Below are 26399 nucleotides of genomic sequence, written 5' to 3'. Positions count from 1 at the left end.
TACCAAATTATGCCAGATTTCCTAAAAATATGTGCAGAAATACCCCTTACTTGCGGAAATTCTTACATTTAAGATTAAAGTCGTCCAATGAAACCTACAACTGCCGTCCTTACCTTTTTACTTCTTCTGGGCTTGAGCTACTGGTCCTTTGAAGGTAGTATGCCTTCCACCAGACCTGATATGGATTTGCCGGAAACGGCCTTCTCCACGGACCGTGCCATGGAACACGTTACAGAACTTTCCAAAGAACCTCATGCTGTGGGATTTCCAGCCCATGCAAAAGTCCGGCGATACCTCCTGTCACAACTGAAATCCCTGGGGCTCACACCCGAGTTGCAGAGCGGATATATCGCAGGCGATAAGGGTTCGGTAAGCCTTTCGCAAAATATCCTGGCCAGAATTCCGGGAACCGGAAAAGGCAAAGCCCTTTTACTGCTTTCCCATTACGACAGCCAGCCGCATTCTTCATTCGGGGCAAGTGATGCAGGCAGTGGGGTGGCTACAATTCTCGAGGGAATCCGCGCCTTTCGGACTACCGGTAAGACACCGGCAAACGATATTATTATTCTTTTTACGGATTCCGAAGAAATCGGCCTGAACGGAGCAGAATTATTTGTCAATGCCCATCCCTGGGTTAAGGATGTCGGTCTAGTGCTCAATTTTGAAGCCCGGGGTAGTGGCGGGCCTTCGTATATGCTGATTGAAACCAACCGGGGAAATGCCAAAATGATCGAAGGGTTTCAGCAGGCAAATCCTGAGTTTCCGGTTGCCAATTCGCTTGCATACAGTGTTTACAAAATGCTCCCAAACGACACCGATCTTACCGTTTTTCGGGAAGATGGAGATATTGAGGGCTTTAATTTCGCCTTTATTGATGATCATTTTGACTATCACACGGCCATGGATATCCAACCCCGACTGGATCCGAAAACCCTGGCGCATCAAGGGTCCTATCTCATGCCATTGCTCGAGTACTTTAGTGACGCCGATCTGGATCAGATGAAAAGCCTGAATGAGGAAGTCTATTTCAATGTTCCCATTTTCAAGCTTATTTCATACCCATTTGAATGGATTTGGCCCATGACGGCTGTTGCTTTTTTAATGTTCCTTCTCATTCTGGCCTATGGCCTCAAAAAAAAGCGTCTCGGATTCAAAGGCATGGTAACCGGCCTGCTCCCATTGCTAATCACCTTGCTGATTAACGGGGGAATCGGATATTACTTCTGGCCGTTGCTCAAAAGCATCTATCCCCAATATTCAGATATACTCCACGGTTTTACCTACAATGGATACTTCTATATTGCAGCGCTGGCATCCCTGGCACTGGCGATTTGTTTCTGGGTGTATTCGCGCTTCCGGGAAATTCCCTTACGCGAGTTGCTCGCCGCCCCGGTTTTAGCATGGCTCATACTTTGTGCCTTACTATGCCAGTACCTCCCGGGAGCAGCCTTCTTTATTATCCCTGTCTACGGGATCTTACTGGCATGGATGATCCTGATTTCGCAAGAGAGGCCAAATCCGTATCTCCTTGTGGTGCTTTGTATCCCTGCGCTCTGGATTTTCAGTCCGTTCGTGAAGATGTTTCCCGTCGGACTGGGGTTAAAAATGAGTGTTGCCACCAGCCTGCTGATGACCCTTATCTTTTACCTCATCCTTCCCGTTTGCGGAAAATATGCCAAAAAGAGTCAATTTGCCCTGGCAGCTCTGATCGTCTTTGCAGGCCTGTTTATGGGAGCGCATCTCAACAGTGGGTTTTCAGAAGACCGGCCGAAACCCACCAGTTTGTTGTACGTCAAAAACCTCGATAGGGATAATGCCTACTGGGCAACCTATGAAAATTCCCCCTCTGAGTGGACAAAAGCCTATCTGGGGGATCAGCCCGTAACCCCTGACCCAAACGAACTAAAAACCCTCAGCAGCAAATACAGTACAGGGTTTACCTATACAAAGGCCGCACCTGATAAACCCATCCCGGCACCTGAAATTACTGTTGACCAGGATACCCTGATAGATGGCAACCGGCATCTGGGTCTGACCATATCACCGGGGCGTGATGTCAATCGGCTGGAAGTATTTACCAATGAGATACCCGTGTTGGAAGCTTCTGTAAATGGCGCAGCCCTCTCGGAATACTACCTCAAAAACCGAAGTAGAAGTCGCTTGTTTACGCATTACATCAGTAATAACTCACCTTCGGTACTTAAACTCGTGATCCCCGCAGGTTCCCCTTTGGAATTGACCCTATACGAAGCCTCAAACAATCTATTGAACAGTCCCGGTTTCAGTATTCCGCCTCGTCCGGCTGATCAGATTCCAATGCCTTTTGTCCTCAACGATGCCATAGTACTGATAAAAACACTCCGGTTTGAGTAAACAAATTGGCGTCCTTGGATGTGGATGGCTGGGAACTCCCCTGGCTTTACGGCTAATCCAAAAAGGATTTCAGGTCAGGGGAAGCACAACCCGCACGGAAAAAGTAACCGCACTGAAAAAAAGCGGGATCGAGGCAAGTAAAATCCGGTTGGGGGAGTCAGAGATTGAAGGCGAAATCAAAAGCTTTCTCAAGGGGCTGGACTGCCTCATATTGAACATCCCACCCGGGCTCCGTGCTAATTGTCAGGGCGATTTTGTCGCAATCATCCAGCTGTTGGAAGCGCACCTTCTTGAGGCCGGGATTCCCCATCTGATTTTTGTGAGCAGCACTTCAGTTTATGGGAACACTTCGGGTGAGGTCTGCGAGACCAACCTCCCGCTTCCGGAGTCGGAAACCGGTAAACAACTGGTTGCGATTGAAAACCTGCTCCTTGCCAATACCTTAAGGAAAACCCAGATCGTGAGGCCCGGAGGGCTTTTAGGATCGGACCGTCACCCCGTTTTCACCCTAAGCGGGAGATCATTTCATTCGGGCGGCAATGACAGGGTAAACCTCATCCGCCTGGAGGATTTGCTCAACATTCTGGGCCTGCTGATCTCGACAGGTTCGGAATCGGGCACATACAATGCAGTGTACCCGGACCACCCTACAAAAAGGGATTTTTACACCCGGGAGGCTTCCTATTTTGGCATTGCTCCCCCCTCCTATTCCGGATTACCTGGACCTCCAAAAGGGAAAAAAGTCCTTTGCCCGGCGCTGCAAGCCCTCGGATATCGCTTCTCACAATCTATCTGGACCGCAGCATTGCATTCCGGATCCGGGGATCCGCAAAAGAGCACGGAATGACCTAAATTCAACGCTTGGCTTGAGGTCAGGGCATTCAAAGCCCTTATCCTAAAAAAATAATGTAGTTTTGCGCTCTGGAAATAATCGAATAGTCATGAAAAAAATTGTTCTTGTTATCTGTATCGCACTTGTTATTCCTATGGGAATACAGGCTCAGGAAGATCTTAAGAAACATTACCAGGCATTTTACAAGCAGAATCTCGAGCAGGGGGATGTACAGGGTGTCATCAATGCACTGACCCATCTCAATATTCTTGATCCTTCCCAGGAACGTCGGGATACCCTGGCCCTGGTATACAGCAACAACAACCAGCACATGCAGGCCCTGAACCTGACGGGGATTGAAGTAAATCCCCAGGATTCAGATCTCGCCTTGCAGGTAAAGGCCATTTCCCTAAAAGCCCTTAATCAGCCAAAACGCGCCGCAGAACATTTTAAGCTGATGTTTGAAAGGGGTCCAAATCCGTATGTAGCCTATGAATTAGCAGATCTCATGATACAGGCCGGAGACAGTCAGGGATCGCTTTCGAAAATCGAGTATGGCATTGCGAATGCTACCGATGAGATGAAATACGCATTTTACGAACGTCAGCAGCCCTACGAAGTCCCTTTAAAAGCTGCATTTGTACACCTAAAAGGACTCGCACAGTACAATATTGACAAGAATAACATCGATGAGGCAATCGCCAGTTTTGACGAGGCCCTGAAAATGGCCCCTAATTTTAACCTTGCCAGCCTGAGCAAACAAGCTTTGGAATCAAGGAAGGTCACAGAAGAATAAGCGGCTCTCTTCTTTCACAGGTTACCGTGAATGACTTTTATTTCTCTATTTCGGCTAACAAGTCGCGAAAGCCCAGGGCTACTCCATTGGTCCATCCGAATCCATCCTGTGTTGGATATTCACCCCCACCAGACAAAAGTGTGGTATCCTCAACATTGTACTTTTCCATCATTTTGCCGGTTTCCCGGTAAACCCTTTCATTCAGGGCGAGCCAGCGTTGCATGATCTCCCCGGCCTGCTCGGTATACCCATATTTTAGAAGCCCCTGAACAGCCATCCATTGGAGGGGTGCCCACCCGTTTGGAGCATCCCACTGCTGTCCTGTTAAACGAAGGGTGGTCACCAGGCCTCCGGGCTTGAGAAAATCCACTGCCAGCCGTTCCGCGATCTTAGCGGCCTGTGCCTTGCTGGCTATACCAAAGTAAAGTGGATAGACCCCCGCAAGGGTAAGCTCCCCACAACGACTATTGCTGACAAAATTGAAGTCCTTGTAAAAATTGGTCTCTTTATCCCACATGGTTTTATTGATAACCGATTTACGGCGTTGTGCCCGGGCACTATACGCAGCAGCAGCCTGCTTATCGCCTCTTTTCCGGGAACCTTCCGCCAGTTGAAGTTCCATGGAATAAAGCAGAGCGTTTAAATCCACAGGTAGTAAATGCGCCGTTTCGGTAGAGGCGAATTCGCCCTCCCGGGCGTACCAGCGACTGCTAAAATCCCAACCGGAGGCTGCCGCCGCCCTCAAATGCATGTAGAGGTCACTTTTCGCTTCAGCCTGAAAATTATTAGCCAGCTTTACGTCTTCCCCATAAGACTCAGGTCTCGGAGTTCGGGCGCTATCCCAATACCTGTTTAAAAACATGTTCTCACCAATTCGGACAACGCTGTTGGCAGCTGAACCCACTTTCAGGGAATCTTCTCCCTTCATCCAGTACTCGTATTCCTTTTCGATCTGTTCAAAATACGTATCGGTCAGGGCGGGATCCTTTTGGCTCAGCAGTGTAACCATTTGCGAGAAAAAGGGAGGTTGAGATCGGGTGAGGTAATAATCCCTTGTACCGTTTGGGATAAATCCAATCGAATCGATCAGATGTGCAAAATTAGCCAGCATGTCCCTGGCGATTCCCATTTGGTTATCAGATACCAGCCCAATCATGGTAAAGTAGCTGTCCCAGTAGTAGATTTCTTTAAAACGCCCCCCGGGAACTATATAGGGATAAGGCAGGGGAACACGGGAAGAATTTGGATTTATGGTATCCGGACCACGGCCAAGTACATCCCACATGGCACTAATATGGGAATACATATCCCTGCTCATATCGGTTTTAAAAGAAACTGCAGTTTGAGAGGGTTCTTTAAAATGGGCATCTACAAATTCCTGAAGGTCGAATCCCGGTCGTTCGCGTTCAGTCAGATAGTGATTCGCCAATGTCTTGAAATCGGTGTCTCTTTCAAGATCCACAAAAGTCTTGGAGTCCTCAAACAGGTGGGCAAGCTGAACGTCCTTAAAGAGTTGTGTTTCGTAAAAAGTATCTGCCGTATCGGTTATTTCAGGCCTTGTCCCGCACTGTACTAAAGCCATTGAGGTCAGGAATAACCAAAGGATTACCACTCTTATTTTCATAGATCAATGGGGATTAATTCGTACGCCGTGTTAAAAGCGATTTTTTCAAAGTACTATCCTTATCCTTTTTGAGCGAGATCGCTCCCTCAACTTCTTCATTGGGTATGGTCATGGAAAGTACGTAATGCGCTATTTTCCATTTACCCCCTTCTTTTACAAGGACTCCTGAGCCTCTGCAAAGTTGCATCCACGTATCAAGCAGCTCGTCAAACCAGGCTGCTTCACCTGTTTCACTGAAATATATATGGCGTTCGACGGGTGTGAAAGCCCAGGCCTTGCCCTGATCAAAATAGGGTTTGGAAAACGCCATAAACTCCTGCTTATCCCAGTGTTCCGTCGCATCTGTACCCACGAAGACCGAAGAGGTACTCATGCACCCGAAATACGTGTCAAAATCTGCCGAGGCGGCAGCCTGATGCCATGTATTAAGCAAGTTCTCAATAGCCATTTTATCGCTCTGTTGAGCGCAGACACTCGTTATAAGAAATAGACCCAGAAGGGTTAAAAGTTTAGTCATCTTCAAATAAGTCAGGGGTAAGGTTATTCCTTACGATTACATTGAACTGCTGTCGCATGGCATTATAGGCATCCATAAGTTCGGAAACGGGTTCCTGATAATCCTGCCGATAGTAATTTGCCGCCTCTAATTTCCCGAGACAGGTCCGCAATACTTTCTGCCGGCTTCTTACCGATGGCTTTTCGAAGGGAAGCGGGAAGGCGTTTTTCTCGAGCTGCTCGCAAATCTGATTCAATTCTTCAAGCAACAATTCGAGCTGCTCCTGATTGCGAACATCGCGCAATGCGGACAATCGATCCTCTAGGGACATATATTGCGGCCAGGCATCGAGGACTTCCCTTGCACGTGGATCCAATTGAACCAGATCGGGCAAAGTCTTGATTTCCGCCTCAAGAACTGTGGATGAATCTTCCGGTCCGGATTGTTCTGGAGACCTGCAGCTCCCCAGAATGAGCAAACACAGTCCAAAAAAAACGAATTTGGTCATAAGGCTAATGTACAAATTTTAAGAACAGTTATATTTACCTACACTTATAACAACACTTCGTTTTTATGTCGAAAAAAATTCTGATTCTGGGGGCTTGCGGGCAAATAGGCACCGAGTTAACAGTTGCGCTTCGCGCCCGCTATGGTTCGGAATCTGTAATTGCAAGTGATATCAGGGAGGGAACTGCTGAACTTATGGAGTCCGGGCCTTTTGTAAAGCTGGATGTGATGGATAGGGAATCCCTTCAAAATTTTTTAAAAGAAACCCCGATTTCCGAGGTCTATCTCATGGCAGCTATGCTTAGTGCTAATGCGGAAAAATCTCCAGCCAGGGCATGGGAACTGAACATGAATTCGCTCTTACACCTGCTCGAACTCGGGAGGGAAAATTTGTATTCCAAGATTTTCTGGCCTTCAAGTATTGCCGTTTTCGGGCCGAGTACGCCTAAAAAAAACACCCCGCAGGCTACTGTAATGGAACCCACAACCGTCTATGGTATCAGCAAGCAGGCGGGAGAAGGGTGGGCTTCCTATTACTACCGAAAATTCGGGGTGGATGTGCGGAGTATACGGTATCCGGGTTTGATAAGCTGGAAAACCAAACCGGGAGGCGGTACTACCGATTACGCCGTGGAAATCTTTCACGAGGCCCTCGAAAAGGGAAGCTACAATTGCTTTCTGGAGGCCGATACCGCTCTGCCTATGATGTATATGTCCGATGCCATTGAAGCGACGCTGAAACTTATGGATGCCCCGGCTACTGCCTTAAGCGTCCGGACTTCTTATAATTTGGGCGGGATTAGTTTTACCCCTGCTGAATTGGCCAATAGTATCAGGACCTACATCCCTGACTTTGAAATCAGTTATGAGCCTGACTTCCGCCAGGAGATCGCCGATTCCTGGCCGGAGAGTGTCGATGATTCTAAGGCCCGTGAAGATTGGGGATGGGAACCTCGTTATGATCTTGACAGGACCGCCCGGGAAATGCTTCTAAACCTGAAGGAAAACTCCTAAGGTTGTATAAATACCCGAAGTCGCAATCCTGGTTTCAGCCGGAACGACCTCTTTTCCTGAGGCACTCACAATACGTTCTGCAATCGGGAAGTCGACTTTAACCCTTTACCTCGCGCCTTGAATTCCAAAGGAAAGCTTCGTTGCCAGGGCAAGGGCGTTTTTCATGACTTCTGTGGCTTCACAAACCCATGCGGAGCCAATTCTATCGAATTCTGGTTATTCCTCATCCTCTTTTGGAATGTCGATATCCGGAATTGCTTCCGGGTCATCTTCGCTGAAGTCACTGTAATCATCCTCGTTATAATTCGCCATGGTATGTTCGAGCTTGGCGCTGATCTTAACGAGGTATTTGGTGTCCTGGGTAACAACCTCGACAGCTTCCACTCTTTCCCCATGCGCATTCCGAAAGGTAATGATGTGGTCATCATCATAACCATCAGGGTATTCATCCACAAGAAGTTTAAGTACCTCTGGGGTAAGTTTTTTGAAATCTACGATAACACGTTTGAGACCGTCCATATTCACATCTTCAAAAGATAAGCAAAAATCAGAGGAGCAACAATAGTTGCATCGCTTTCTATGATAAATTTAGGGGTATCTATCCCGAGTTTCCCCCACGTAATCTTTTCATTGGGAACAGCCCCCGAGTAGGAACCATAACTGGTTGTGCTATCACTGATTTGACAGAAATAACTCCAGAAAGGGGTATCTTCCTGTTCCAGATCCTGGTAGAGCATGGGCACTACGCAGATAGGGAAATCCCCCGCAATCCCCCCGCCAATTTGAAAAAACCCAATGCCGTTTTTTGAATTTGCCATATACCATTCTGCGAGATAGGTCATGTATTCGATGCCCGAACGCATGGTTTGGGGCGATAGTTCCCCTTTAATGACATAAGAGGCAAAGATATTTCCCAGGGTACTGTCTTCCCACCCCGGGCATACAAGGGGTAGGTTTTTTTCTGCCGCGGCATACATCCAGGAGTCTTTGAGGTCGATCTCATAATACGGTTCCAAAACACCTGAAAGCAGTAACTTGTAGAGAAATTCGTGCGGGAAATAACGCTCACCAGCCTGGTCTGCTTCTTTCCAAATTTCAAAAATATGTTTCTGAAGCCGTCGAAAAGCCTCCTCCTCCGGAATACAAGTATCCGTAACCCGGTTTAATCCATTTTCGAGTAACTGCCACTCTTGTTCCGGACTCAATTCTCTGTAGTTCGGCAATCGCTTATAGTGCGAATGTGCCACCAGGTTCATGACATCCTCTTCCAGATTTGCCCCGGTACATGAAATGATATGCACTTTGTCCTGACGGATCATTTCTGAAAAAATCTTTCCCAATTCGGCTGTGCTCATGGCCCCTGCCATACTTACAAGCATACGGGATCCCTTGTTCAACTGAAGCTCGTAACCCCTCGCTGCATCGAGAAGGGCAGCCGCATTGAAATGTTTAAAATATCGGGTTATAAATTCGGATACGGGAGCTTCAGTAGGCATCGTCTTCAAATTTTGAAGTGAAGTTTCTGTTTTGGTCTTCGAAGTCGTCCAGGGATTCATCATCAAAATCCAGTTTTGATTCCTGTTCCCGATATTTATAGCTCAACATTTTGTAGAAAAGTTTGGCCGCAAGGAAGTCCGGGGACTTGTCGGCTGGGTTCGGGCAGAGTTCTACCATGTCAAACCCTACGACGTTCTTCTCATTAAAAACCTTGCTAAGAAACTCCAGCGTTTCGTACCACAGAAGTCCTCCGGGTTCAGGGGTTCCTGTTGAGGGCATAATTGAAGGATCAAGCGCATCGAGGTCGAATGTGATGTAAACCTGATCGGTTAAAAGATCCACCACCTTATCCATCCAGAATTCATCCAAAGCCAATTCATGGGCAAAAAATGTCTTTTCGGGATCCATGTAGGTTTTCTCTATGGCATCCATACTTCGGATACCTACCTGAATCAGGTTGGTGGATTGAGAGGCCTCGTGCATGGCACAAGCATGGTTATAAGCACTACCCATATAGGTTTTTCTCAAATCAGCATGCGCATCGATGTGGAGGACGGTCAGGTTATCATAACACTCGTTAAAGGCGCGAATCGCCCCAATGGAGACCGAGTGTTCACCTCCTAAAAGGGTCACAAAGTGATTCCGTTTAATATAGTCCTTTACCGTCTTGTGAACCCGATTGACGAGAACTTCAGGGTCCTCCTCCCCAGAAATGGCTTCCACGAGGTGTATCCCCTGTTTGTATACTTCCGTGTCGGTTTCAATATCGTAAAGTTCCATGTTTTCAGCGGCTTCTAAAAAGGCCTCCGGACCTTTATCTGAACCTTTACCCCAGGTAGATGTACCGTCAAAAGGAACGGGTATCAGTACTACCTGAGCAGTTTCTAACTGACCAAACTCCACAGGGATTCCCGCGAAAGTTGCTTTACTTCTCATTTTAGTATGGGTTTGTTTGAGTGAATCGATTCTTCAGCACTATAAACTGCGTGTTCCGCGGTGTCATTATCAGCTGCGTATCCGAGGATTTCAAGGTTTTCCGCTGCACTTTGCTGGTCTCTGAAAAGGGATACGTGAAACCGCCCGTCCGCGTCTTTATCAATAAGCAAGTGCTTGGGATACGGGATCAGGCAGTGTTGAAGGCCTCCATAGCCCCCTATGGTTTCCTGATACGCACCCGTATTGAAAAAGGCAATATAAAGAGGTTGTGCAGGATTGAATTTCGGCAGGTAGATGGCATTCAAATCCTGTTGGCTGTTGTAATAATCATCGCTATCGCAGGTAAGCCCCCCTAATAGCACCCGTTCGTAGGTATCGTTCCACCTGTTGACAGGTAGCATGATGAAGCGTCGGTTGATAGCCCAGGAATCAGGCAGCGTGGTGATAAAAGAAGAGTCGATCATGTTCCATTTCTCACGATCGTTCTGTTGTTTCTGATACAGAACCTGATAAATGGCTCCTCCGCTCTCTCCAACAGTGAAACTCCCGAATTCTGTAAAAATATTTGGGACATCAACCTCAGCTTCCTCACATGCCAGGTTGATCTGATTGATTATTTCATCTACCATATACTGGTAATCGTACTCAAAAGAGAGGGAATTCTTTGTTGGAAATCCCCCACCGATATTCAAGCTGTCCAGGCTGGGACAATGCTTTTTTAAACGGACATATACCTTCAGGCACTTAAGCAGTTCATTCCAGTAATAGGCTGTATCCCGGATTCCGGTATTGATGAAAAAGTGAAGCATTTTCAACTCCACATTTGGATTGTCGTTGAGGTGTTTATCGTAAAAAGGGACGATGTCTTTATAACCAATACCTAAACGAGAGGTATAAAATTCAAATTTGGGCTCCTCCTCCGAAGCAATTCGAATTCCAACCTGAAACCGATCCTTAACACGGCTGGTCAATAAACCGATCTCTTCATAATTGTCGAGGATGGGAATGCAATTCCGCTGTCCGCCATTAATCAGGTTTGCGATATTCTCAATATAGGCATCCCTCTTAAATCCATTGCAAATAACGTAGGTGTCCGCATCTATCAAGCCATCGCGCTTGAGCCGCTCCACAATCTTAATATCGAAGGCCGATGAGGTTTCAATATGGATGTCATTCTTAAGAGCTTCTTCCAACACGTATCGAAAATGCGAGCTCTTCGTACAATAGCAATAATAGTATTTTCCTTTATACCCATATTTCTCAATAGCTGAGTCAAACCATTTTTTGGCCCGGCCAATATTTTCGGAGATCTTCGGTAAATAGGTGAATTTCAACGGACTTCCATATTGCGCAACCAGATCGCTCAGGTTGAGTCCGTGGAACAAGAGGTTTGAATTTTCCAGGGAGAACTCCTCTGTAGGAAATTCAAAGGTCTGTTCAATCAGGTCCTTGAATTTGACGTTCATTCTTCCAGTTTTAATTTGCGCAAAGTGGGATCAATGAAACTTCTTACCTCAGGAGTCAGAGGTTCTAGAATCACAGATAAAAAAGCGGATAGTTGTCCAAAGTAGTTCCTGAATCGGAATTCCTTTAGATGTAAGTGACCAGGAGTTAGCTCTAAATTTTGGTCGCCATTTTCAAAGGCCGCTACGGGACATGACTCCTTTAGTCCCCGTAACCCAAACATAAAAACACCTTTCATTATGCTCAGCCATAAACCAGGACAAAACTGGTTTACAAATGCAAATGAAATCATTTTTAGCTAGAATAAAAGAGATTTCAGAAAAATATTGATTTAGCCTAAAGCATTATATTTCATAGAATTAACCTCTCTTTTAAAGAAAAAATGATGGAAGGGCAGAATTCTGTACTTTAGCAATACTTCAAAACGCTTAATTTTCGAACAGATGAAAAAAATTTACACTGCTTTATTGCTGGCATTGCCCTTATTGATGTTCGGCCAGATTGCCCCGGGTGTTTACAAGGCTACTGAAATCCTCGAAAACGGGAAGCGCAATTACCTGCTATTGATTACGGAATCCTATTTGGTACATTCCGTATACGATTCTAACCCTGCAAAATTTGGGTCTACCCTCGGTGGGTTTTATACCGTAGAAGAAGACAGCCTTAAGGCAGCCCTTGAGTTCAATTCCGAATTTGAAAAGAACGGAGCACGGGAATTTCGGGCGACTTTCGGCTTTCAGAGTGGCCAGTTGATTCTTAACGAGGATGCCTCACGACCCTACATCAGACAGCCAGAGGTAAATCAACCCCTGGACGGACTATGGCTATTCGCCACCAGGGGCCCGGATACTGGTCAGGAACGAAGGGGAGACAACGTACCCAGAAAGACACTCAAATTTTTGACTAACGGACACTTCCAATGGATTGCCTACAATGTTAAGACAATGGATTTCAGAGGTACCGGAGGGGGTAAATACGCGGCGCTTGATGGGGTGTATACCGAGGTTATTGAATTCTTTTCAAGGGATGATTCCCGCGTAGGCGCTGAACTCAGCTTTGAATTTGAACGAAAAGGTGACGATTGGCACCACAAAGGCAAAAACAGCAAAGGCGAACCGATGTACGAGATCTGGTCGGTTCGCAAATAAACCTGTTGAATTGGGTTAGCTTTATCGTCTGTTGATATCTGATTTGCCTCCGCTTTTCTCAAGCAATCTGATGGATTGTATTTCGATACCCTTGTCCAGGGGTTTTAGCATGTCGTACATATTCAGTGCCACGACACTGGCCCCATGCATGGCTTCAACCTCTACCCCTGTCTTGTAATTTGTCTTCACGGTAACCGTAATTACAATCTCCAGATCGTTAATCTCATAAGATATACTGGTGGCCTCAATGGGGATGGGATGGCAATCGGGAAGAAGGTCGGGTGTTTTTTTTACACCGAGTAAACCGGCAGCTTTACTCATCTCAAAAACATCGCCCTTGGGAACGCGACCCTGCTCAATGGCCTCCAGGGTTTCCTTTTTCGAGAGCACAATCCTGGCCTGAGCTATTGCAGTCCTCAGCGTTACAGCTTTGTGGGTAATATCGACCATATTCAGCGGTTTATTTTCCAGGAATATTCGTCATTCCCAAAACACTCTTTACCAAAGACCGGCAACTTCTTTTTGATCTCTTCCACTACCTGATGAAGGGCCTCAAACACCTCCTTGCGGTGTGGGGATGAAACGAACACAAAAAGGCAGATTTCGCCAACGGGCACCTTACCCAAACTATGGTAGATATGCATGCAACTCAATTCAAATTTTTCAAAGGCCGCCTCGCGTATTTCAATGATTTTCTCTACGGCCATCGCTTCATAAGCGGTGTACTCAATAGCCTCCACAGTTTTGCCTTCAATCTCATCGGCCCGTACCTGACCCAGAAATATATCATGGGCACCAATATGGGTCTTACTTTGGTGTTTTGCTATTGCGTTAGCAATAAACTCAGGGCTAATCGGGCCCGGTACAAACAGGTTTATTTTTTTCTTAGTTTTCATTCTGCAATCCTTTCTTAACGAAGATACCAAAGATTTTAAAAAGTATTTTTAAATTCGCAGACCTTTGCGGGCCCTGTAGTTCAATGGATAGAATAGAAGTTTCCTAAACTTTAGATCCAAGTTCGATTCTTGGCGGGGCTACGAATAAATACAAAAACACCCGGGCAATTGCCCGGGTGTTCAATTTTCGACAAATCTAAAGCGCATGCGAGCCTGAACCCACCCAATCACATAATGTGAATGTCAAGGCGATAATTCTAACAAACCTTTCTATCTTTGCAGCCCTTTGGCTCCGTAGTACAATGGATAGTATGTGGGTTTCCGGTACCCAAGATCTAGGTTCGATTCCTGGCGGGGCTACGAATAAATACAAAAACACCCGCGCTGTGCGCGGGTGTTTTATTTTTTAATGGACTATGTTATACTAGTCATAAACCTCCACAATCATCTCCACTTCCACAGCAATTCCCCTGGGCAGGGAACCCATTCCCACAGCTGCCCGGGCGTGTTTCCCCCGCTCGCCGAAGACTTCAACCATAAGGTCAGAAAATCCATTTACGACCTCAGGCTGATTCCCGAAATCAGGGGTTGCATTTACCATTCCCAACACTTTAACCAGCCGCTTTACTTTGTTCAGGTTCCCGAGTTCAGCCTTCAAAACGGCCAACTGGTTGATACCTGCGATACGTGCGGCCTCGTACCCCTGCTCCACGGTCAGGTCTGCCCCTACTTTCCCGGTGATGTACGTACCATCGGTTTTTTTGGGTCCTTTTCCCGCAAGAAAAATGAGATTCCCAACGCGTACTGCATTGACGTAATTGGCTACCGGGTTCGAAGCTTTGGGAAGTTCGATTCCGATATCCTTGAGTTTGGCTTCCGGATTGTATGAAGCTTCAGGCGTATCCTGGGCCCATAACGGTGAGCTCCCCATGGAAATCAGTACCGTGAATAGCGCTATTCCAAGGAGGGGGGTTAATCGAGTATTCATAAGATTTTGATTTTATTGCTCTTAAAGATACAAAGCTCCGTTACAAATCAAACTGTAAAACAGCGTTTCCCCATGCTTTTTTGCCTCACCATTATTCCAATCGAATAAGAAGCTGTTTTCAGGAATGAGGCTTGAGGATCCCGGCAATTTTCAATTCCTCAAGAATATGATCTTCAAGCAGGTTACAAGCTTCCAGTTTTTTGATATCCTCCTGAATTACTCCGCGCAGATCAGCATTTGATTCATTCTTCTCACCCGCTAAACTCTCGTACTTTTCTATCGCCAATCGGACCTTCCCATCCAATAAATCACAATGAGCCTCATTACAGCGTAAAGCAGGGAGTTCCATATCCTCCGCCCTGGCCCGGACAAGTAGTTTTCGCGCCATTTCCGTCCCTCCTATACAAAGCTCAAGCCACGCCATATTGTTCAGAGCCAGCACAAAAGGTTTTCGAAGCGCCCTGTTTTGGGGAAAAGTTTGCTGAAAGTCCTCCAGGGTTTTCAATATCTTCTCCTGATACCCAGCCTTTTCATTCAGGTCCAGTGTACTGTCGATCTCCTGATCCCACAGGCGAATTTTTTCCATCGTATCGAGGGTTTGAATCCCTTCGGCATCGACTCCATTGAAGTATGTTTGAAAGAACTTGAAATCGTTCTTCATATTGACAACCGAAGGGGTCTCCGGGAGCACTTTTAGCGCCACTTTTAAATCTGCCAGCAATTCCAATCCCCTTTCGCGATACTGGAGGTCTTTGTCAACCTCCAGCTTGCGCTGAAACAGCTCAAGGAGGTTTAAAGCGGTTACACAATAATCTGCTCCGAAGGCTTCAGGCTCCTCGTCAATTAACCGTTTCCGCAACTCAAGTGCTCTTATCAAATCTGAAGAGGCGTGTTTCCACTGTTCGGTTTCCAGGGCATAAATTCCCGAGTTGTGGTATGCCGTAGCCAGGTAATGCAAGTACTTGCCAGGACTTTGTTCAGACAAATTTTCGTAGAGGGATTTGGCTTTCTGACCCATGAGCAAAGCTTCAGAAGGCTTGTTCATCTTGTCTGAATATACGATTCCAAGGCTGGCATAGGTAGCGGCTAAATAGGGTAAAAAAACATCGGGCTTCTCCTGGCTGAGCCATTGATATTCTTCAAGAACATTTTTATAATGCCCCAGTGCCTTTTCATATTCCTCGAGCTGGATATTGGAGACTGCGAGGTTGTTCAGACAGGCAGCCACCAATGGGCGGTATTTCGACGGATTTGCAGTCACCCCCTCAAGATAGAGATCCAGGGCTTTCCTGTAATTTGTTTGGGCATCGTATGCATTGAATTCATCCATGTAAATTGCCCCGAGTTGATAATGTGCCAGGGCCACCATATCCGTACCCAATACGTCAGCGTTCTCCCGATGCAACTCCAGGGCTGCCTTGTAGTCCTTTTTAGAAAACCAGTATTTCTTTTTCAGATAATACGCCTCCCCTCTTGCCATGTAGGAATGGGCAAGATGGGTGTAAAAATGTCCGTTAACTCCTGCGCGAATTTTGTAAATCTCAATCGACTGGTCGAAATACTCGATGGCCCCATCGGGATTTTGTGGCAGGGCCAGCCTGCCGAGATTATTCAGGGCAAGGGCTCGTTGTTCCTGGATATCCGGTTCCGGAGCGTTGGCCATTTCAAGAAGTTGCAAGAATCCGGAAGTCGCCTCTCCTCGCGCCCCGGTTAACTCCTTTATTCTCGCAATGGTATTTCGAAGTTGCAGCTCCACAACCTCGCTGGTCGCAGTTTCCAGAGCAACTTCAAAATACGGGAGTGCCTCTTCAGGCCTGTTGGATTGCAATAGCCCTTCTGCCCGCCGTAGGGTATCATCAAAGTTGCTCATAAACAGTCCATTTTTTCCGACTTATTATAGCGCTCGCCGGCCTGCCTGCAGAAATCGACATAGGCCAAACGTGAGATTTCATGGTATTCCAGGGAATCATCCCTGGAGGTTTCCTTCTGCATATCGATTAGTTTAATTCCCTTCTCCCGTAATTTCGGGACAGCTTGCGATATGGCAAAAGCTGCCGCTCCGGGAACCTCGCCCAGGGCGTACTCCCCAAAACAGAGATGGCCCAGACAAACACCGAAAAAACCTCCAACCAGTGTTCTGTTCAGCCATACCTCCTGGGCATGGATGAGTTCCTTTTCGGACAATTCCATGAAAATACGAAACATGCGTTCCGACAACCAGGAAGGTCCCATGGCATCTTTGTCATTATAACGCTTCTGACAAAGTCGGAGCAAAGCCTCAAAATTCGTGTTTACCGTAGTTGAAAACATTGTATTCCCCTCCTTGACCCATTCCGGGGCTTGATCCGTTTCAAGGACAAGTCGCGGATCGGGAGACCACCATCTGATATGCTTCATGGGGTGATGCCAGTAAAAGACGCCGCTTTGATAACCGCTCAGTAACTGGGCTGCATTCATATCCCCTCCTACCGCTAGAAGCCCGTCCAGATCTGCAAAATGAGCAGGGGGAAAACCGGTTTCACCTTTTTTAAGTTCAAAATAGGGCATCGGAAGTTGAGTTATGTTGAGGAATCCCCGGGGTCCAGCTCATCGAGCTCCCCCAGCTGTCGCAATACCTCGAAGGTTTTCACCGCCTCTTCTTCATTGACCACCGCAATTGCAGCCCCTACATGCACCATAACATAATCCCCTGTTTCAGCCTGTGGAACCAGGGTGAGGTTTACTTCTTTTACCACCCCGTCAAAAGAAACTTTCCCCAAACGGAAGGTTTCATCAAGGGTCTGTGTGATTTCAATAAGTTTTCCGGGGATTGAAAGACACATCTGTTTACGATTTTTTCGGCTTTACCTGGGTTCTGAGCCAGTCGTACCAGGCATTCATTCCTTCGCCTGTCGTAGCCGAGACTTCAAAAAACTTCAGGTTTGGATTTACCTGTAGGGCGTAGTCTTTGACTTTCCCCACATCGAATGTGAGGTAGGGAAGCAGGTCAATTTTGTTGATAATGCATATGTCTGAGGTATGGAACATGTCCGGATATTTCAGGGGTTTGTCCTCCCCTTCCGTTGTGCTTATAATCACAACCCTTTTCTTTTCGCCCAGGTCAAACATTGAGGGACATACAAGATTGCCGACGTTTTCGATCATCAACACCCCATCTGGCTTCATCTGGAGCTGTTTTACAGCCTCGAAAACCATATCACTTTCCAGGTGACATCCTTTTCCCGTATTGATCTGGATTACCGGAACATCCAGGGCAGCTATACGGTTTGCATCATTGACCGTTTGCTGATCTCCTTCAATTACGTAGAAATCCAGCGACTCCTTCATCTCTTTCAAAGTGCGTTCCAGCAAAGACGTTTTGCCGGATCCCGGGGAACTGACCAGGTTGAGCGGAAGAATATTCAAGGCTTCGAAATAGCCTCGGTTACGGGCAGCCATTACCTGGTTGTGATGTAAAACATCCTGCTCTACTTCCAGAATTTTCTTGTTTGGAGCCAGGGTAATCCCTGCCTGATCGTGGTGATGGCCATGGTCGTGAGAATGATCGTGGTCATGGTGATGGTGATGCCCGTGATCGTGAGAATGATCATGGTCATGAGAATGATCGTGGTCATGGTGATGGTGATGGCCGTGATCGTGAGAATGATCATGATCATGAGAATGTGTATGTCCATGATTTGTCATACCGGGCGTGAGGATTCTGACGCCTCCTTCTTCACTGCCGCATCCGCAAGTTCCGCACATAATTAATACTTCTAAGGTTCTATTAAACTACTTCAAGGGCTTTTACCCTTAATTCCTTTCCTTTCAGAATAGCTTTTAAGTTACTCCTGCAATTGGGGCAGGAATCGTAATATTTAGCAACTTCAAAAAGTGTATCGCAATCCATACAGCGCGCCTGGCCCCGAATCACATCAACCTGTCTTTCTGCACGTTCGAGCACTGTATCCCTTACAGCTACCGGCCAAACAAAGTCAAGGGCCCCAAATTCTATGCCCGCCAGGGTACCGATCTCGAGTTCTATACGCTCCACCTTTGTGGCCCCGGCCTTCCTGGTCTCGGACTCAGCGATCTTAACGATCCCCATCGCAATGGATAACTCGTGCATTGTTCGGGCAGAATTACAGATTTCTATCAATATTAGTTGAAATAAAAATCACAAAGCCTGACAAAAATCATGTTATTTCTCTTTTAGGTGTCATATGTTTAAGGTACGACTACCTACACTTTTTAATTCTAATTAACTGGCAATCAGATGGCTTTTGAAAGAAACACTCAGGAAACCTATTATGACAGCATCATAAAACAGGGGTATAGCCGAAGGGACTTCATGAAATTCGCGACCTATATCGCCGCGTACATGGGGCTTGAAACAACAATGATTGGCCAGGTGGCCAAGTCTTTAGAAACGACATTCCGAATTCCCGTCATCTGGGAACATTTCCAGGAATGTACTTGTTGCAGCGAATCCTTTATCCGTTCCGACCACCCGATTGTTTCGGATATCATTCTGGATAAAATCTCGCTGGATTATACACTCACCCTTATGGCGGCCTCCGGGCATCAGGCGGAAGCGGCAAAACACGCCACCATGGAAAAACACAAAGGGGAATACATCCTTTGTGTGGAAGGTTCCGTGCCCCTTGGGGATGATGGGAATTACTGTTGTATCGCAGGTCGATCTGCTAAGGACATTCTGATAGAAGCCGCTGAAGGAGCCAAGGCGATTATCGCCTGGGGTAGTTGTGCCTGTAATGGATGCGTTCAGGCCGCCTACCCGAATCCGACAAAAGCGACCCCCATACACAAGATTATTAAAGACAAGCCAATTATCAAGGTTCCGGGGTGCCCGCCTATCGGTGAGGTCATGGCCGGGATTATCGTCCACCTGATCACCTTTGATCGCTTACCCGAACTCGATAATATCGGACGTCCCAAGGCCTTTTATGCCAAGCGGGTCCACGATTCCTGCTACAGGCGGCCGTATTACGATGCGGGTCTGTTTGCCGAATCCTTTGACGACCAGAATGCCAAAGAAGGGTACTGCCTTTATAAAGTAGGATGCCGGGGACCCATGACGTATAATTCCTGTGGTACCATCCGCTGGAATAACGGGGTGAGTTTCCCGATACAGTCCGGACATGGTTGTATTGGATGCAGTGAAGAGGATTTCTGGGACAATGGCCCCTTTTACGAACGCCTTACAGGGCTGGCCGGCTTTGGCATAGAAAGTTCTGCAGATACCATTGGCAAAGTGGCTGCAGGAGTACTGGCCGGTGGTCTGGCTGCACACGCCATTGCCGCAAATGTCACCAAGCGAAAAGAGCTTTCAGATCGCATCAGGCGTGGCAAGGCAAATGAGAAAAAATTTGAATCATAGATTTCCCATAAATCCACAATCATGGCAAATAGAATAGTTGTAGACCCCATCACCCGTATCGAAGGACATTTGCGAATCGAGGTTGAGGTGAAAGACGGTAAAATAACAGACGCCTACAGTTCGAGTCCAATGGTTCGCGGCCTGGAGACCATCGTCAAAGGGAGAGATCCGAGAGATGTCTGGGCTTTTGTGCAAAGAGCCTGTGGGGTTTGTACCACGGTTCACGCCCTGGCGTCGGTCCGGTCCGTAGAAGACGCCCTGGGAATTAATATTCCGCCAAACGCGGAGATGGTTCGCAATATTATGGAGGGCACCCTCTACATGCACGACCATGTAGTGCACTTCTATCACCTGCACGCCCTGGACTGGGTTGACGTGGTCAATGCCCTGAAAGCAGACCCCGCAGCTACCTCCACGCTGGCACAGAGTATATCGAGCTGGCCAAAAAGTTCTCCCGGGTATTTCTCCGACATTAAAAAGCGCATCACACGATTTGTCGAAAGTGGTCAGTTGGGAATCTTCGCCAATGGGTATTGGGGACACCCCCAGATGAAACTGCCTCCTGAAGTTAACCTGCTTGCTGTTGCACATTATCTGGAAGCGCTTGAATGGCAAAAGGAAATTGTAAAAGTGCATACGATCTTCGGCGGTAAGAACCCACACCCCAACTACCTTGTCGGGGGTATGGCTTGTGCGATCAATGAAGATAGTCCCGGAGGTCTGAATGCAGAACGCCTGGCCTATGTAGGGCGCCTGATTAAAGAAGGTCAGGAATTTGTGGAACAGGTCTATCTCCCGGATTTAATGGCTATCGCTTCTTTTTATAAGGATTGGGGGAGCATCGGAAGAGGCTTCGGAAACTATATGGCCTATGGAGATTTTCCGACGAACGGCTATGCGGATGTTTCAAACTTTAAATTCCCTCCGGGAATCATCCTGGACCGGGACCTTTCCAAAGTACACGAAGTGGACCATCGCAATGACGACATCGAAGAGTTTGTAAACAATTCGTGGTACGATCCCTATGCCGAAGGCGCAGAAACAGGAAGACATCCCTGGGATGGGGAAACCAATATCAACTACAGCGGTCCGAAACCGCCCTATGAATCCCTGGACGTCAGCCAGAAGTACAGTTTTATTAAGACACCCCGATGGAAAGGAAAGCCTATGGAAGTCGGACCCCTGGCCAGGCTTCTTGTGGGCTATGCCCGTGGAAACAGTGAGATTCAGGAATTGGTAAATGGGGCACTGAAACAATTGGATGTGCCTGTAGACGCCCTATTCTCAACCCTGGGCCGGACAGCAGCCAGAGGCTTGGAAACCCGTTTGGTAGCCCAGTGGACTCAGGATTTCTATGCGACCCTGCTCAACAATATTAAAAACGGCGATTCCAGGATGGCCAATACCGAATTGTGGGAGCCCACTTCATGGCCGGCTTCCGCCAAAGGGGTTGGGTTCTCTGAAGCGCCCAGAGGTGCCCTTGCGCACTGGATTCGAATAGAAGATGGAAAAACGGCGAATTACCAGTTGGTGGTTCCCTCTACCTGGAACGCTTCTCCCCGAGACCCCAAAGGTCAGCGTTCCGCATATGAATCCACCTTACTGGATACTCCGGTCGCCGATCCGGAACTCCCATTGGAAATCATTCGGACCATTCACTCTTTTGACCCCTGTATCGCCTGTGCCGTGCATTTGTACGACGAACATGGAAAACACCTTTCCCAGGTGCAAAATATATCGAGCTGTGACATTTAAAAACTGAATCCCATGCGATCCAAGAATTATAAACGCGTCTATGTCTGGGAACTTCCGGTGAGGATTTTCCACTGGATCAATGTGCTTTGCATAACTGTCCTGGCAACCACAGGGTTTATTATTGCAGATCCTCCTGCCATACTTTCGGGAGCAGAGGCGAGTGAGTCTTATTGGTTTGGGACCGTGCGTTTTATTCACTTTGCCACAGCCTATATCTTCTTTTTTAATATGCTCCTGCGTATTTACTGGGCTTTTGTCGGGAATCGCTTTGCCAACTGGAAAGCCTTTTTGCCTTTCAGCAGAAAGATGCGCAAGAATATCCTGCACGTCCTGAAAATAGATATCCTCCTGATGCACGATAAAACAAACGATGTCCGTAATATCAGTGTGGGTCATAACTCCGTGGCCGCCCTCTCCTATGTGGCCTTATTTATCGTGGCCGTTGTTCAGGTAATTACAGGTTTCGGCCTGTACGCCGATAATTCCGGGTGGTGGTTGCCAGACTTATTCAGTTGGGTAGTGCCTCTTTTCGGTGGGGATTTTATGGTTCGTACCATACACCATGTGGCCACCTGGTTCTTTATTTTATTCACTTTGATACACGTGTACCTCGTCTTTTATCACGACTGGCTGGAAGGCCGGGGGGAAGTATCCTCAATGTTCGGAGGCTATAAATTTGTGCAGGAGGATCGTCTGACCACGGAAGATATTGAAGACCTGAATGAAAACTCAGAGGAAATGGAAAGCACCCCGGCAGAAACGAGCCCATCCTCCTGAACCTAAACTAAGCGTTGAATTCCTTATGAAAAATACATCAGAAACCCCCCAAGGTATCAGCAGTGACAGTTTTTACTTTGAGAAAGACAAATCAGGAAGCATCCTGGTCCTCGGGGTAGGCAATTATCTCATGGGGGATGAAAGTATTGGGGTGCGCCTTATTGAATCACTTTCTCAGCGCCCCATCCCTGAATACCTCGATCTCCTCGACGGAGGAACGGGGGGGTTCCTGTTACTCGATCGCTTTCAGGCCTATGGCACAGTCATTTTTGTAGATGCCACCATGGATGGAAAACCGGCGGGAACTGTTAGTTTGCTTCGACCAAAATTTGCTTCTGACTTCCCAAAAGCACTAAGTGTTCATGATGTAGGCCTTAAAGACATGATCGAAGCCGTTTATCTCATGGACCATCAACCTGATTTGTATCTCATTACAATCTCTATAGACCATATAAATCCGATGAGTGTTGCGGTTTCCCCTGAGGTCCTGAATGCACTTCCGGAAGCCATTGACAAAACCCTGAGCCTGGCACAAACGCTTCATAAACAAGCGATTTCAGTTGGAGACCACCTTTAGAATACGAATCCAGGGGCGGGTACAGGGGGTCGGATTCCGACCCTTTGTATATCGTGAAGCCATTACCCTTGGGCTGGTCGGCAGGGTATCCAACAATGAAGCAGGTGTGGAAGTAGTGGTTTCAGGAGACCGGAAAAAACTCGAAACTTTTTACCGAAGAATTACCCTGCATGCCCCACCCATATCCCGTGTCGTTAACTGTAGTTTTGATGAAATTCCTTTTGAAGCCGCAGCCGACTTTAGCATTGATGCTTCGTCAAAAAACAGGCAGCTCAACCTACAACTCACCCCGGATTTTGCGCTGTGCCCGGACTGCTTTCAGGACCTCATAAACCCAGAAAACAGGCGGTTTGGATATCCCTTTATCAGCTGTACGAACTGCGGTCCGAGATGGGCGCTGACCAGAACTTTTCCCTTTGAACGGGAGCATACCAGCATGCAGTTTTTCCCGATGTGTACTCAGTGTACGGAAGAATATTCGAATCCCACCGACCGCCGCTTTCATTCTCAGACCAACAGTTGCCACACCTGTGGCATTTCCTATTGGATTGCAGACGCCCAGGGCCTTGAAATTCCTCTGACAGATGAATCTGTATTTCAACAACTCGCCAGGCTTCTATCTGTGGGGAAGATCATTGCCCTGAAAAACACCTCCGGATACCTTTTGTGCTGCGATGCGACTTCGGCTGGAAGCATTAAAGCATTAAGGGCCAAAAAGCAACGGCCAAAGAAACCTTTCGCGGTCCTGTACCCTTCTCTGGAACATTTGGAGGATGCCCTCCCTATTGGTGATGCGGAACGACAGGCACTTCAGTCCCCCGAACGCCCAATTGTCCTGCTCCCCACAACCCACTACCACGGAAATGCCCGCCTGTCTGAAATTGCACCCGGACTAAACCAATTGGGTGTGATGTTGCCCTATACCGGTATCCTCTCCCTCTTGTCCCGGGCCTTTCGCAAACCCCTGATCGCGACCAGCGGCAATATTCACGGAGCACCCATCTGTTTTACCGAATCGGACGCGCGGAAAAAACTAGCCGGGACCGCAGATTATTTTTTCGAACACAACCTTGAAATCATTCATCCACAGGACGACTCTGTTATGCGATTCGCCTCAGGAGGAACGATCCCCATTCTCCTGAGAAGGGCAAGGGGACTCGCACCCAACTTCAGCAAGCCTGTCCAAAGTGATCGAGCCACCGGTTTAATGGCCCTGGGAGCGCAACTTAAAAGCAGTATTGGGTTTATTCCGAATGATTTTATCTACATCAGCGAATACCTGGGGAACCTCGAAAATTATGATGTTTATGAGCGATTTACTAAAATGGTTTCCGGGTTCATCAGCCTTTTTGACAAACAACCCACTGCCCTGCTTACCGATTCCCATCCGGATTATCTCAGCACACAGTACGGGAAGGATTTGTCGGCAGAACTGGGGATCCCCTGCCACCAAATCCAACACCATAAAGCCCATTTTTCAGCTGTTTTGGGTGAAAATGACCTTTTCTCCTCCCCCGAGCCCATACTGGGTGTCGTTTGGGATGGAACAGGATATGGTGAAGACGGACAGATTTGGGGCGGAGAGTTTTTCAGGTATGCCAAAGGGAGCATCAGCCGTGTTGGGCAACTTGAATATTTTGACTGGCTTGCTGGTGATGCCATGTCCAGAAACCCACAACTCTCCCTGTTTTCATTACTCGATGGAGATGAGGGCTCCATAAAGGATAGATTTAGCCCACAGGCGTGGAAACTCTATACCCAAATAAAGCCTGCGAACACCCTGAAAACCTCCTCAATGGGAAGGTTATTTGACGGAGTATCCGCACTGCTCGGTATTTGTGACCTGAATACCTTTGAAGGGGAAGCAGCCATGTTGCTGGAGGCAGCCTCATCCGGCTATGATATGGAGAGGGCTAATTCCCTTGTTTCACTGGACGCCCAGGGGAATATCCCCGTCAGAAAACTGATCCGGGAAATAAAATCCCAACTGGAGATAAGCGGGGACACCTGTCAGGTTGCCGGGGATTTTATTTTCACGCTGGCAAAGCTTATCTTAGAGAAGGCAGAACTGGAGTCTGTTGCCAAAATCGCTTTTAGTGGCGGGGTTTTTCAAAATGCCCTTCTGGTGCATCTGATCCGGCATCTGAACCCCGGCACTTTTGAACTCTATTTCCATCGTGAACTAAGCCCTAATGATGAAAATATCCCCTTTGGGCAACTGATGTACCACTTACACTGTCATTCATGAAATATCTAACGGAATACCGGAATCTCGAGGCCACCCAGAAGGTATTGGAGCAAATACAGAAAGCGGTCACACGACCCTGGAACATCATGGAAATTTGCGGAGGCCAAACACATAGCCTTGTACGTAACGGATTGCTCGATTTACTACCTGAAGGGATTCAGATGATTCACGGTCCGGGTTGTCCGGTCTGCGTTACGCCCATGGAATTAATAGACCTGGCAGTGACCCTTATGGAAAGGGGGGTTATTTTATGTTCCTTTGGCGATATGGTGCGCGTGCCCGGAAGCGGTTTGAGCCTGCAGGAAGCCAAATCCAAAGGGGGGGACCTGAGAATCCTTTATTCTCCCCTCGAAGCTGTCCGGATTGCGCGTGAAAATCCGGAGCGGGAAGTCGTATTCTTTGCCGTTGGATTTGAAACTACGGCCCCTGCAAATGCGCTCTCCGTGCTTCAGGCTGAAAAAGAGGGCCTTTCCAACTATTCCATTCTGGTGTCCCATGTACTGGTTCCACCAGCCATGGAGGGAATTCTCGGTGATCCTTTTTGTGCCATCGACGGCTTTCTGGGCGCAGGTCATGTCTGTGCCATTATGGGCTATTCGCAGTACCACCCGATAGCTGCGAAATACAAGATTCCGATTGTAATCACCGGTTTTGAACCCCTGGATCTTGCGGAGGGCATTTACAAAGCCGTGCTCCAGCTCGAAAAAGGAGAATATCGTGTTGAAAACCAATATAAGCGGGCCGTAACCGAAGCTGGAAACCTGGCGGCTCAAAAAGTGATTCATCAGGTGTTTGAAATCGGGGACCGTCAATGGAGGGGAATCGGCTCCATTCCCAATAGCGGCTATGTTCTTCGACCCCAATACCGGGGTTATGACGCGGCGGAAAGATTCCAACTGGAAGAAAAAGGGGATACGGAAAATGGGGAATGTATGGCAGGGGCTATACTGACCGGACAAAAGAAACCACATGAGTGTCCTCATTTTGGAAAAAAATGTACTCCCCGCAACCCCCTCGGAGCCCCTATGGTTTCTTCAGAGGGCGCCTGTGCCGCGTATTATCATTTTGCAAGCACCACCTAAATCCCATAA

The 26399-nt window shown here is 47.5% G+C and carries 26 protein-coding genes and 2 tRNA genes; 13 read left to right on the top strand and 15 right to left on the bottom strand.

Annotation, left to right across the window (positions count from 1 at the left end):
• Nucleotides 1-87: 87 nt before the first annotated feature.
• From QU605_RS01750 to QU605_RS01740, 3 genes are all read left to right on the top strand, one after another.
• A complete protein-coding gene (locus QU605_RS01750; protein WP_289723537.1) occupies nt 88-2373 on the top strand; it encodes a M20/M25/M40 family metallo-hydrolase in 2286 nt (761 codons plus the stop codon).
• Entirely contained in the window at nt 2366-3220 is an 855-nt protein-coding gene (locus QU605_RS01745; protein ID WP_289723536.1) for an NAD(P)-binding domain-containing protein, read from the top strand. Before QU605_RS01750 ends, QU605_RS01745 begins: the two co-directional genes overlap by 8 nt.
• Before the next feature lie 94 nt (nt 3221-3314).
• Nucleotides 3315-4001, top strand: coding sequence for a tetratricopeptide repeat protein (locus tag QU605_RS01740; protein WP_289723535.1), 687 nt, complete (start codon nt 3315-3317; stop codon nt 3999-4001).
• A gap of 37 nt (nt 4002-4038) precedes the next feature.
• Here the strand turns inward: QU605_RS01740 and treF are convergent, their stop codons facing one another.
• Genes treF through QU605_RS01725 form a run of 3 tightly spaced genes read right to left on the bottom strand, consistent with a single transcriptional unit; the run spans nt 4039 to nt 6629 of the window.
• Nucleotides 4039-5625, bottom strand: a complete 1587-nt coding sequence (treF, locus tag QU605_RS01735; RefSeq protein WP_289723534.1) for an alpha,alpha-trehalase TreF — start codon at nt 5623-5625, stop codon at nt 4039-4041.
• Nucleotides 5626-5638: 13 nt separating this feature from the next.
• Nucleotides 5639-6142 carry a nuclear transport factor 2 family protein gene (locus QU605_RS01730; protein ID WP_289723533.1) on the bottom strand — a complete coding sequence of 168 codons (504 nt, stop codon included), beginning with the start codon at nt 6140-6142 and terminating at the stop codon, nt 5639-5641.
• Nucleotides 6135-6629, bottom strand: coding sequence for a hypothetical protein (locus QU605_RS01725; RefSeq protein ID WP_289723532.1), 495 nt, complete (start codon nt 6627-6629; stop codon nt 6135-6137). The genes QU605_RS01730 and QU605_RS01725 overlap by 8 nt, the downstream gene beginning before the upstream one ends.
• A 65-nt stretch (nt 6630-6694) precedes the next feature.
• Between QU605_RS01725 and QU605_RS01720 the strand changes: the two genes are divergently transcribed.
• Nucleotides 6695-7642: an NAD-dependent epimerase/dehydratase family protein gene (locus tag QU605_RS01720; RefSeq protein ID WP_289723531.1), complete on the top strand. Its 948-nt coding sequence runs from the start codon at nt 6695-6697 to the stop codon at nt 7640-7642.
• 216 nt (nt 7643-7858) lie between these two features.
• Here the strand turns inward: QU605_RS01720 and QU605_RS01715 are convergent, their stop codons facing one another.
• Genes QU605_RS01715 through QU605_RS01700 form a run of 4 tightly spaced genes read right to left on the bottom strand, consistent with a single transcriptional unit; the run spans nt 7859 to nt 11541 of the window.
• Nucleotides 7859-8161, bottom strand: coding sequence for a hypothetical protein (locus QU605_RS01715; RefSeq protein WP_289723530.1), 303 nt, complete (start codon nt 8159-8161; stop codon nt 7859-7861).
• A gap of 2 nt (nt 8162-8163) precedes the next feature.
• The gene (locus tag QU605_RS01710) at nt 8164-9138 is read right to left on the bottom strand and encodes a deoxyhypusine synthase family protein (protein ID WP_289723529.1); all 975 of its coding nucleotides are present in this window, start codon (nt 9136-9138) and stop codon (nt 8164-8166) included.
• Entirely contained in the window at nt 9128-10075 is a 948-nt protein-coding gene (gene speB / locus QU605_RS01705; RefSeq protein ID WP_289723528.1) for an agmatinase, read from the bottom strand. The genes QU605_RS01710 and speB overlap by 11 nt, the downstream gene beginning before the upstream one ends.
• Nucleotides 10072-11541 carry a type III PLP-dependent enzyme domain-containing protein gene (locus QU605_RS01700; protein WP_289723527.1) on the bottom strand — a complete coding sequence of 490 codons (1470 nt, stop codon included), beginning with the start codon at nt 11539-11541 and terminating at the stop codon, nt 10072-10074. The genes speB and QU605_RS01700 overlap by 4 nt, the downstream gene beginning before the upstream one ends.
• Before the next feature lie 441 nt (nt 11542-11982).
• On the opposite strand from QU605_RS01700, the gene QU605_RS01695 reads away from it, so the two are divergent.
• The gene (locus QU605_RS01695; protein ID WP_289723526.1) at nt 11983-12687 is read left to right on the top strand and encodes a hypothetical protein; all 705 of its coding nucleotides are present in this window, start codon (nt 11983-11985) and stop codon (nt 12685-12687) included.
• 21 nt (nt 12688-12708) lie between these two features.
• On the opposite strand, the gene moaC is transcribed toward QU605_RS01695, so the two are convergent.
• Both moaC and QU605_RS01685 read right to left on the bottom strand, forming a co-directional pair.
• Nucleotides 12709-13137, bottom strand: a complete 429-nt coding sequence (gene moaC / locus QU605_RS01690; protein WP_289723525.1) for a cyclic pyranopterin monophosphate synthase MoaC — start codon at nt 13135-13137, stop codon at nt 12709-12711.
• Between the two features lie 2 nt (nt 13138-13139).
• Nucleotides 13140-13583 (bottom strand): molybdenum cofactor biosynthesis protein MoaE, encoded by a 444-nt coding sequence (locus QU605_RS01685; RefSeq protein ID WP_289723524.1) that lies wholly within the window; start codon nt 13581-13583, stop codon nt 13140-13142.
• A gap of 69 nt (nt 13584-13652) precedes the next feature.
• Between QU605_RS01685 and QU605_RS01680 the strand changes: the two genes are divergently transcribed.
• Nucleotides 13653-13724: transfer RNA gene (locus QU605_RS01680), tRNA-Arg, on the top strand.
• A gap of 147 nt (nt 13725-13871) precedes the next feature.
• Nucleotides 13872-13943: transfer RNA gene (locus QU605_RS01675), tRNA-Arg, on the top strand.
• 64 nt (nt 13944-14007) lie between these two features.
• On the opposite strand, the gene QU605_RS01670 is transcribed toward QU605_RS01675, so the two are convergent.
• The 6 genes from QU605_RS01670 to hypA all read right to left on the bottom strand — a co-directional run bounded on the left by QU605_RS01670 (nt 14008) and on the right by hypA (nt 18679).
• The gene (locus QU605_RS01670) at nt 14008-14571 is read right to left on the bottom strand and encodes a RidA family protein (RefSeq protein ID WP_289723523.1); all 564 of its coding nucleotides are present in this window, start codon (nt 14569-14571) and stop codon (nt 14008-14010) included.
• 118 nt (nt 14572-14689) lie between these two features.
• Entirely contained in the window at nt 14690-16441 is a 1752-nt protein-coding gene (locus QU605_RS01665) for a tetratricopeptide repeat protein (protein ID WP_289723522.1), read from the bottom strand.
• Complete coding sequence (locus QU605_RS01660) at nt 16438-17118, bottom strand: GNAT family protein (RefSeq protein WP_289723521.1); 681 nt, start codon at nt 17116-17118, stop codon at nt 16438-16440. The genes QU605_RS01665 and QU605_RS01660 overlap by 4 nt, the downstream gene beginning before the upstream one ends.
• Nucleotides 17119-17129: 11 nt before the next feature.
• Nucleotides 17130-17393, bottom strand: a complete 264-nt coding sequence (locus QU605_RS01655) for a HypC/HybG/HupF family hydrogenase formation chaperone (RefSeq protein WP_289723520.1) — start codon at nt 17391-17393, stop codon at nt 17130-17132.
• A gap of 4 nt (nt 17394-17397) precedes the next feature.
• Nucleotides 17398-18315: a hydrogenase nickel incorporation protein HypB gene (gene hypB / locus QU605_RS01650; protein WP_289723519.1), complete on the bottom strand. Its 918-nt coding sequence runs from the start codon at nt 18313-18315 to the stop codon at nt 17398-17400.
• Between the two features lie 22 nt (nt 18316-18337).
• Nucleotides 18338-18679 carry a hydrogenase maturation nickel metallochaperone HypA gene (gene hypA / locus QU605_RS01645; RefSeq protein WP_289723518.1) on the bottom strand — a complete coding sequence of 114 codons (342 nt, stop codon included), beginning with the start codon at nt 18677-18679 and terminating at the stop codon, nt 18338-18340.
• Nucleotides 18680-18826: 147 nt separating this feature from the next.
• Between hypA and QU605_RS01640 the strand changes: the two genes are divergently transcribed.
• Genes QU605_RS01640 through hypD form a run of 6 tightly spaced genes read left to right on the top strand, consistent with a single transcriptional unit; the run spans nt 18827 to nt 26390 of the window.
• Nucleotides 18827-19951: a hydrogenase small subunit gene (locus tag QU605_RS01640; RefSeq protein WP_289723517.1), complete on the top strand. Its 1125-nt coding sequence runs from the start codon at nt 18827-18829 to the stop codon at nt 19949-19951.
• Between the two features lie 21 nt (nt 19952-19972).
• Nucleotides 19973-21706, top strand: coding sequence for a nickel-dependent hydrogenase large subunit (locus QU605_RS01635; RefSeq protein ID WP_289723516.1), 1734 nt, complete (start codon nt 19973-19975; stop codon nt 21704-21706).
• Nucleotides 21707-21718: 12 nt separating this feature from the next.
• A complete protein-coding gene (gene cybH, locus QU605_RS01630; RefSeq protein WP_289723515.1) occupies nt 21719-22483 on the top strand; it encodes a Ni/Fe-hydrogenase, b-type cytochrome subunit in 765 nt (254 codons plus the stop codon).
• Nucleotides 22484-22508: 25 nt separating this feature from the next.
• Nucleotides 22509-23060, top strand: coding sequence for a hydrogenase maturation protease (locus QU605_RS01625; RefSeq protein ID WP_289723514.1), 552 nt, complete (start codon nt 22509-22511; stop codon nt 23058-23060).
• Nucleotides 23044-25308, top strand: a complete 2265-nt coding sequence (gene hypF / locus QU605_RS01620) for a carbamoyltransferase HypF (RefSeq protein WP_289723513.1) — start codon at nt 23044-23046, stop codon at nt 25306-25308. Before QU605_RS01625 ends, hypF begins: the two co-directional genes overlap by 17 nt.
• Nucleotides 25305-26390 (top strand): hydrogenase formation protein HypD, encoded by a 1086-nt coding sequence (hypD, locus tag QU605_RS01615; protein ID WP_289723512.1) that lies wholly within the window; start codon nt 25305-25307, stop codon nt 26388-26390. Before hypF ends, hypD begins: the two co-directional genes overlap by 4 nt.
• Nucleotides 26391-26399 lie beyond the last annotated feature (9 nt).

This window comes from Robiginitalea aurantiaca (genome assembly GCF_030380815.1).
GTDB lineage: Bacteria > Bacteroidota > Bacteroidia > Flavobacteriales > Flavobacteriaceae > Robiginitalea > Robiginitalea aurantiaca.
The sequence above is the reverse complement of the archived record's forward strand: the minus strand, read 5'-3'. Positions and strand labels throughout refer to the sequence as shown.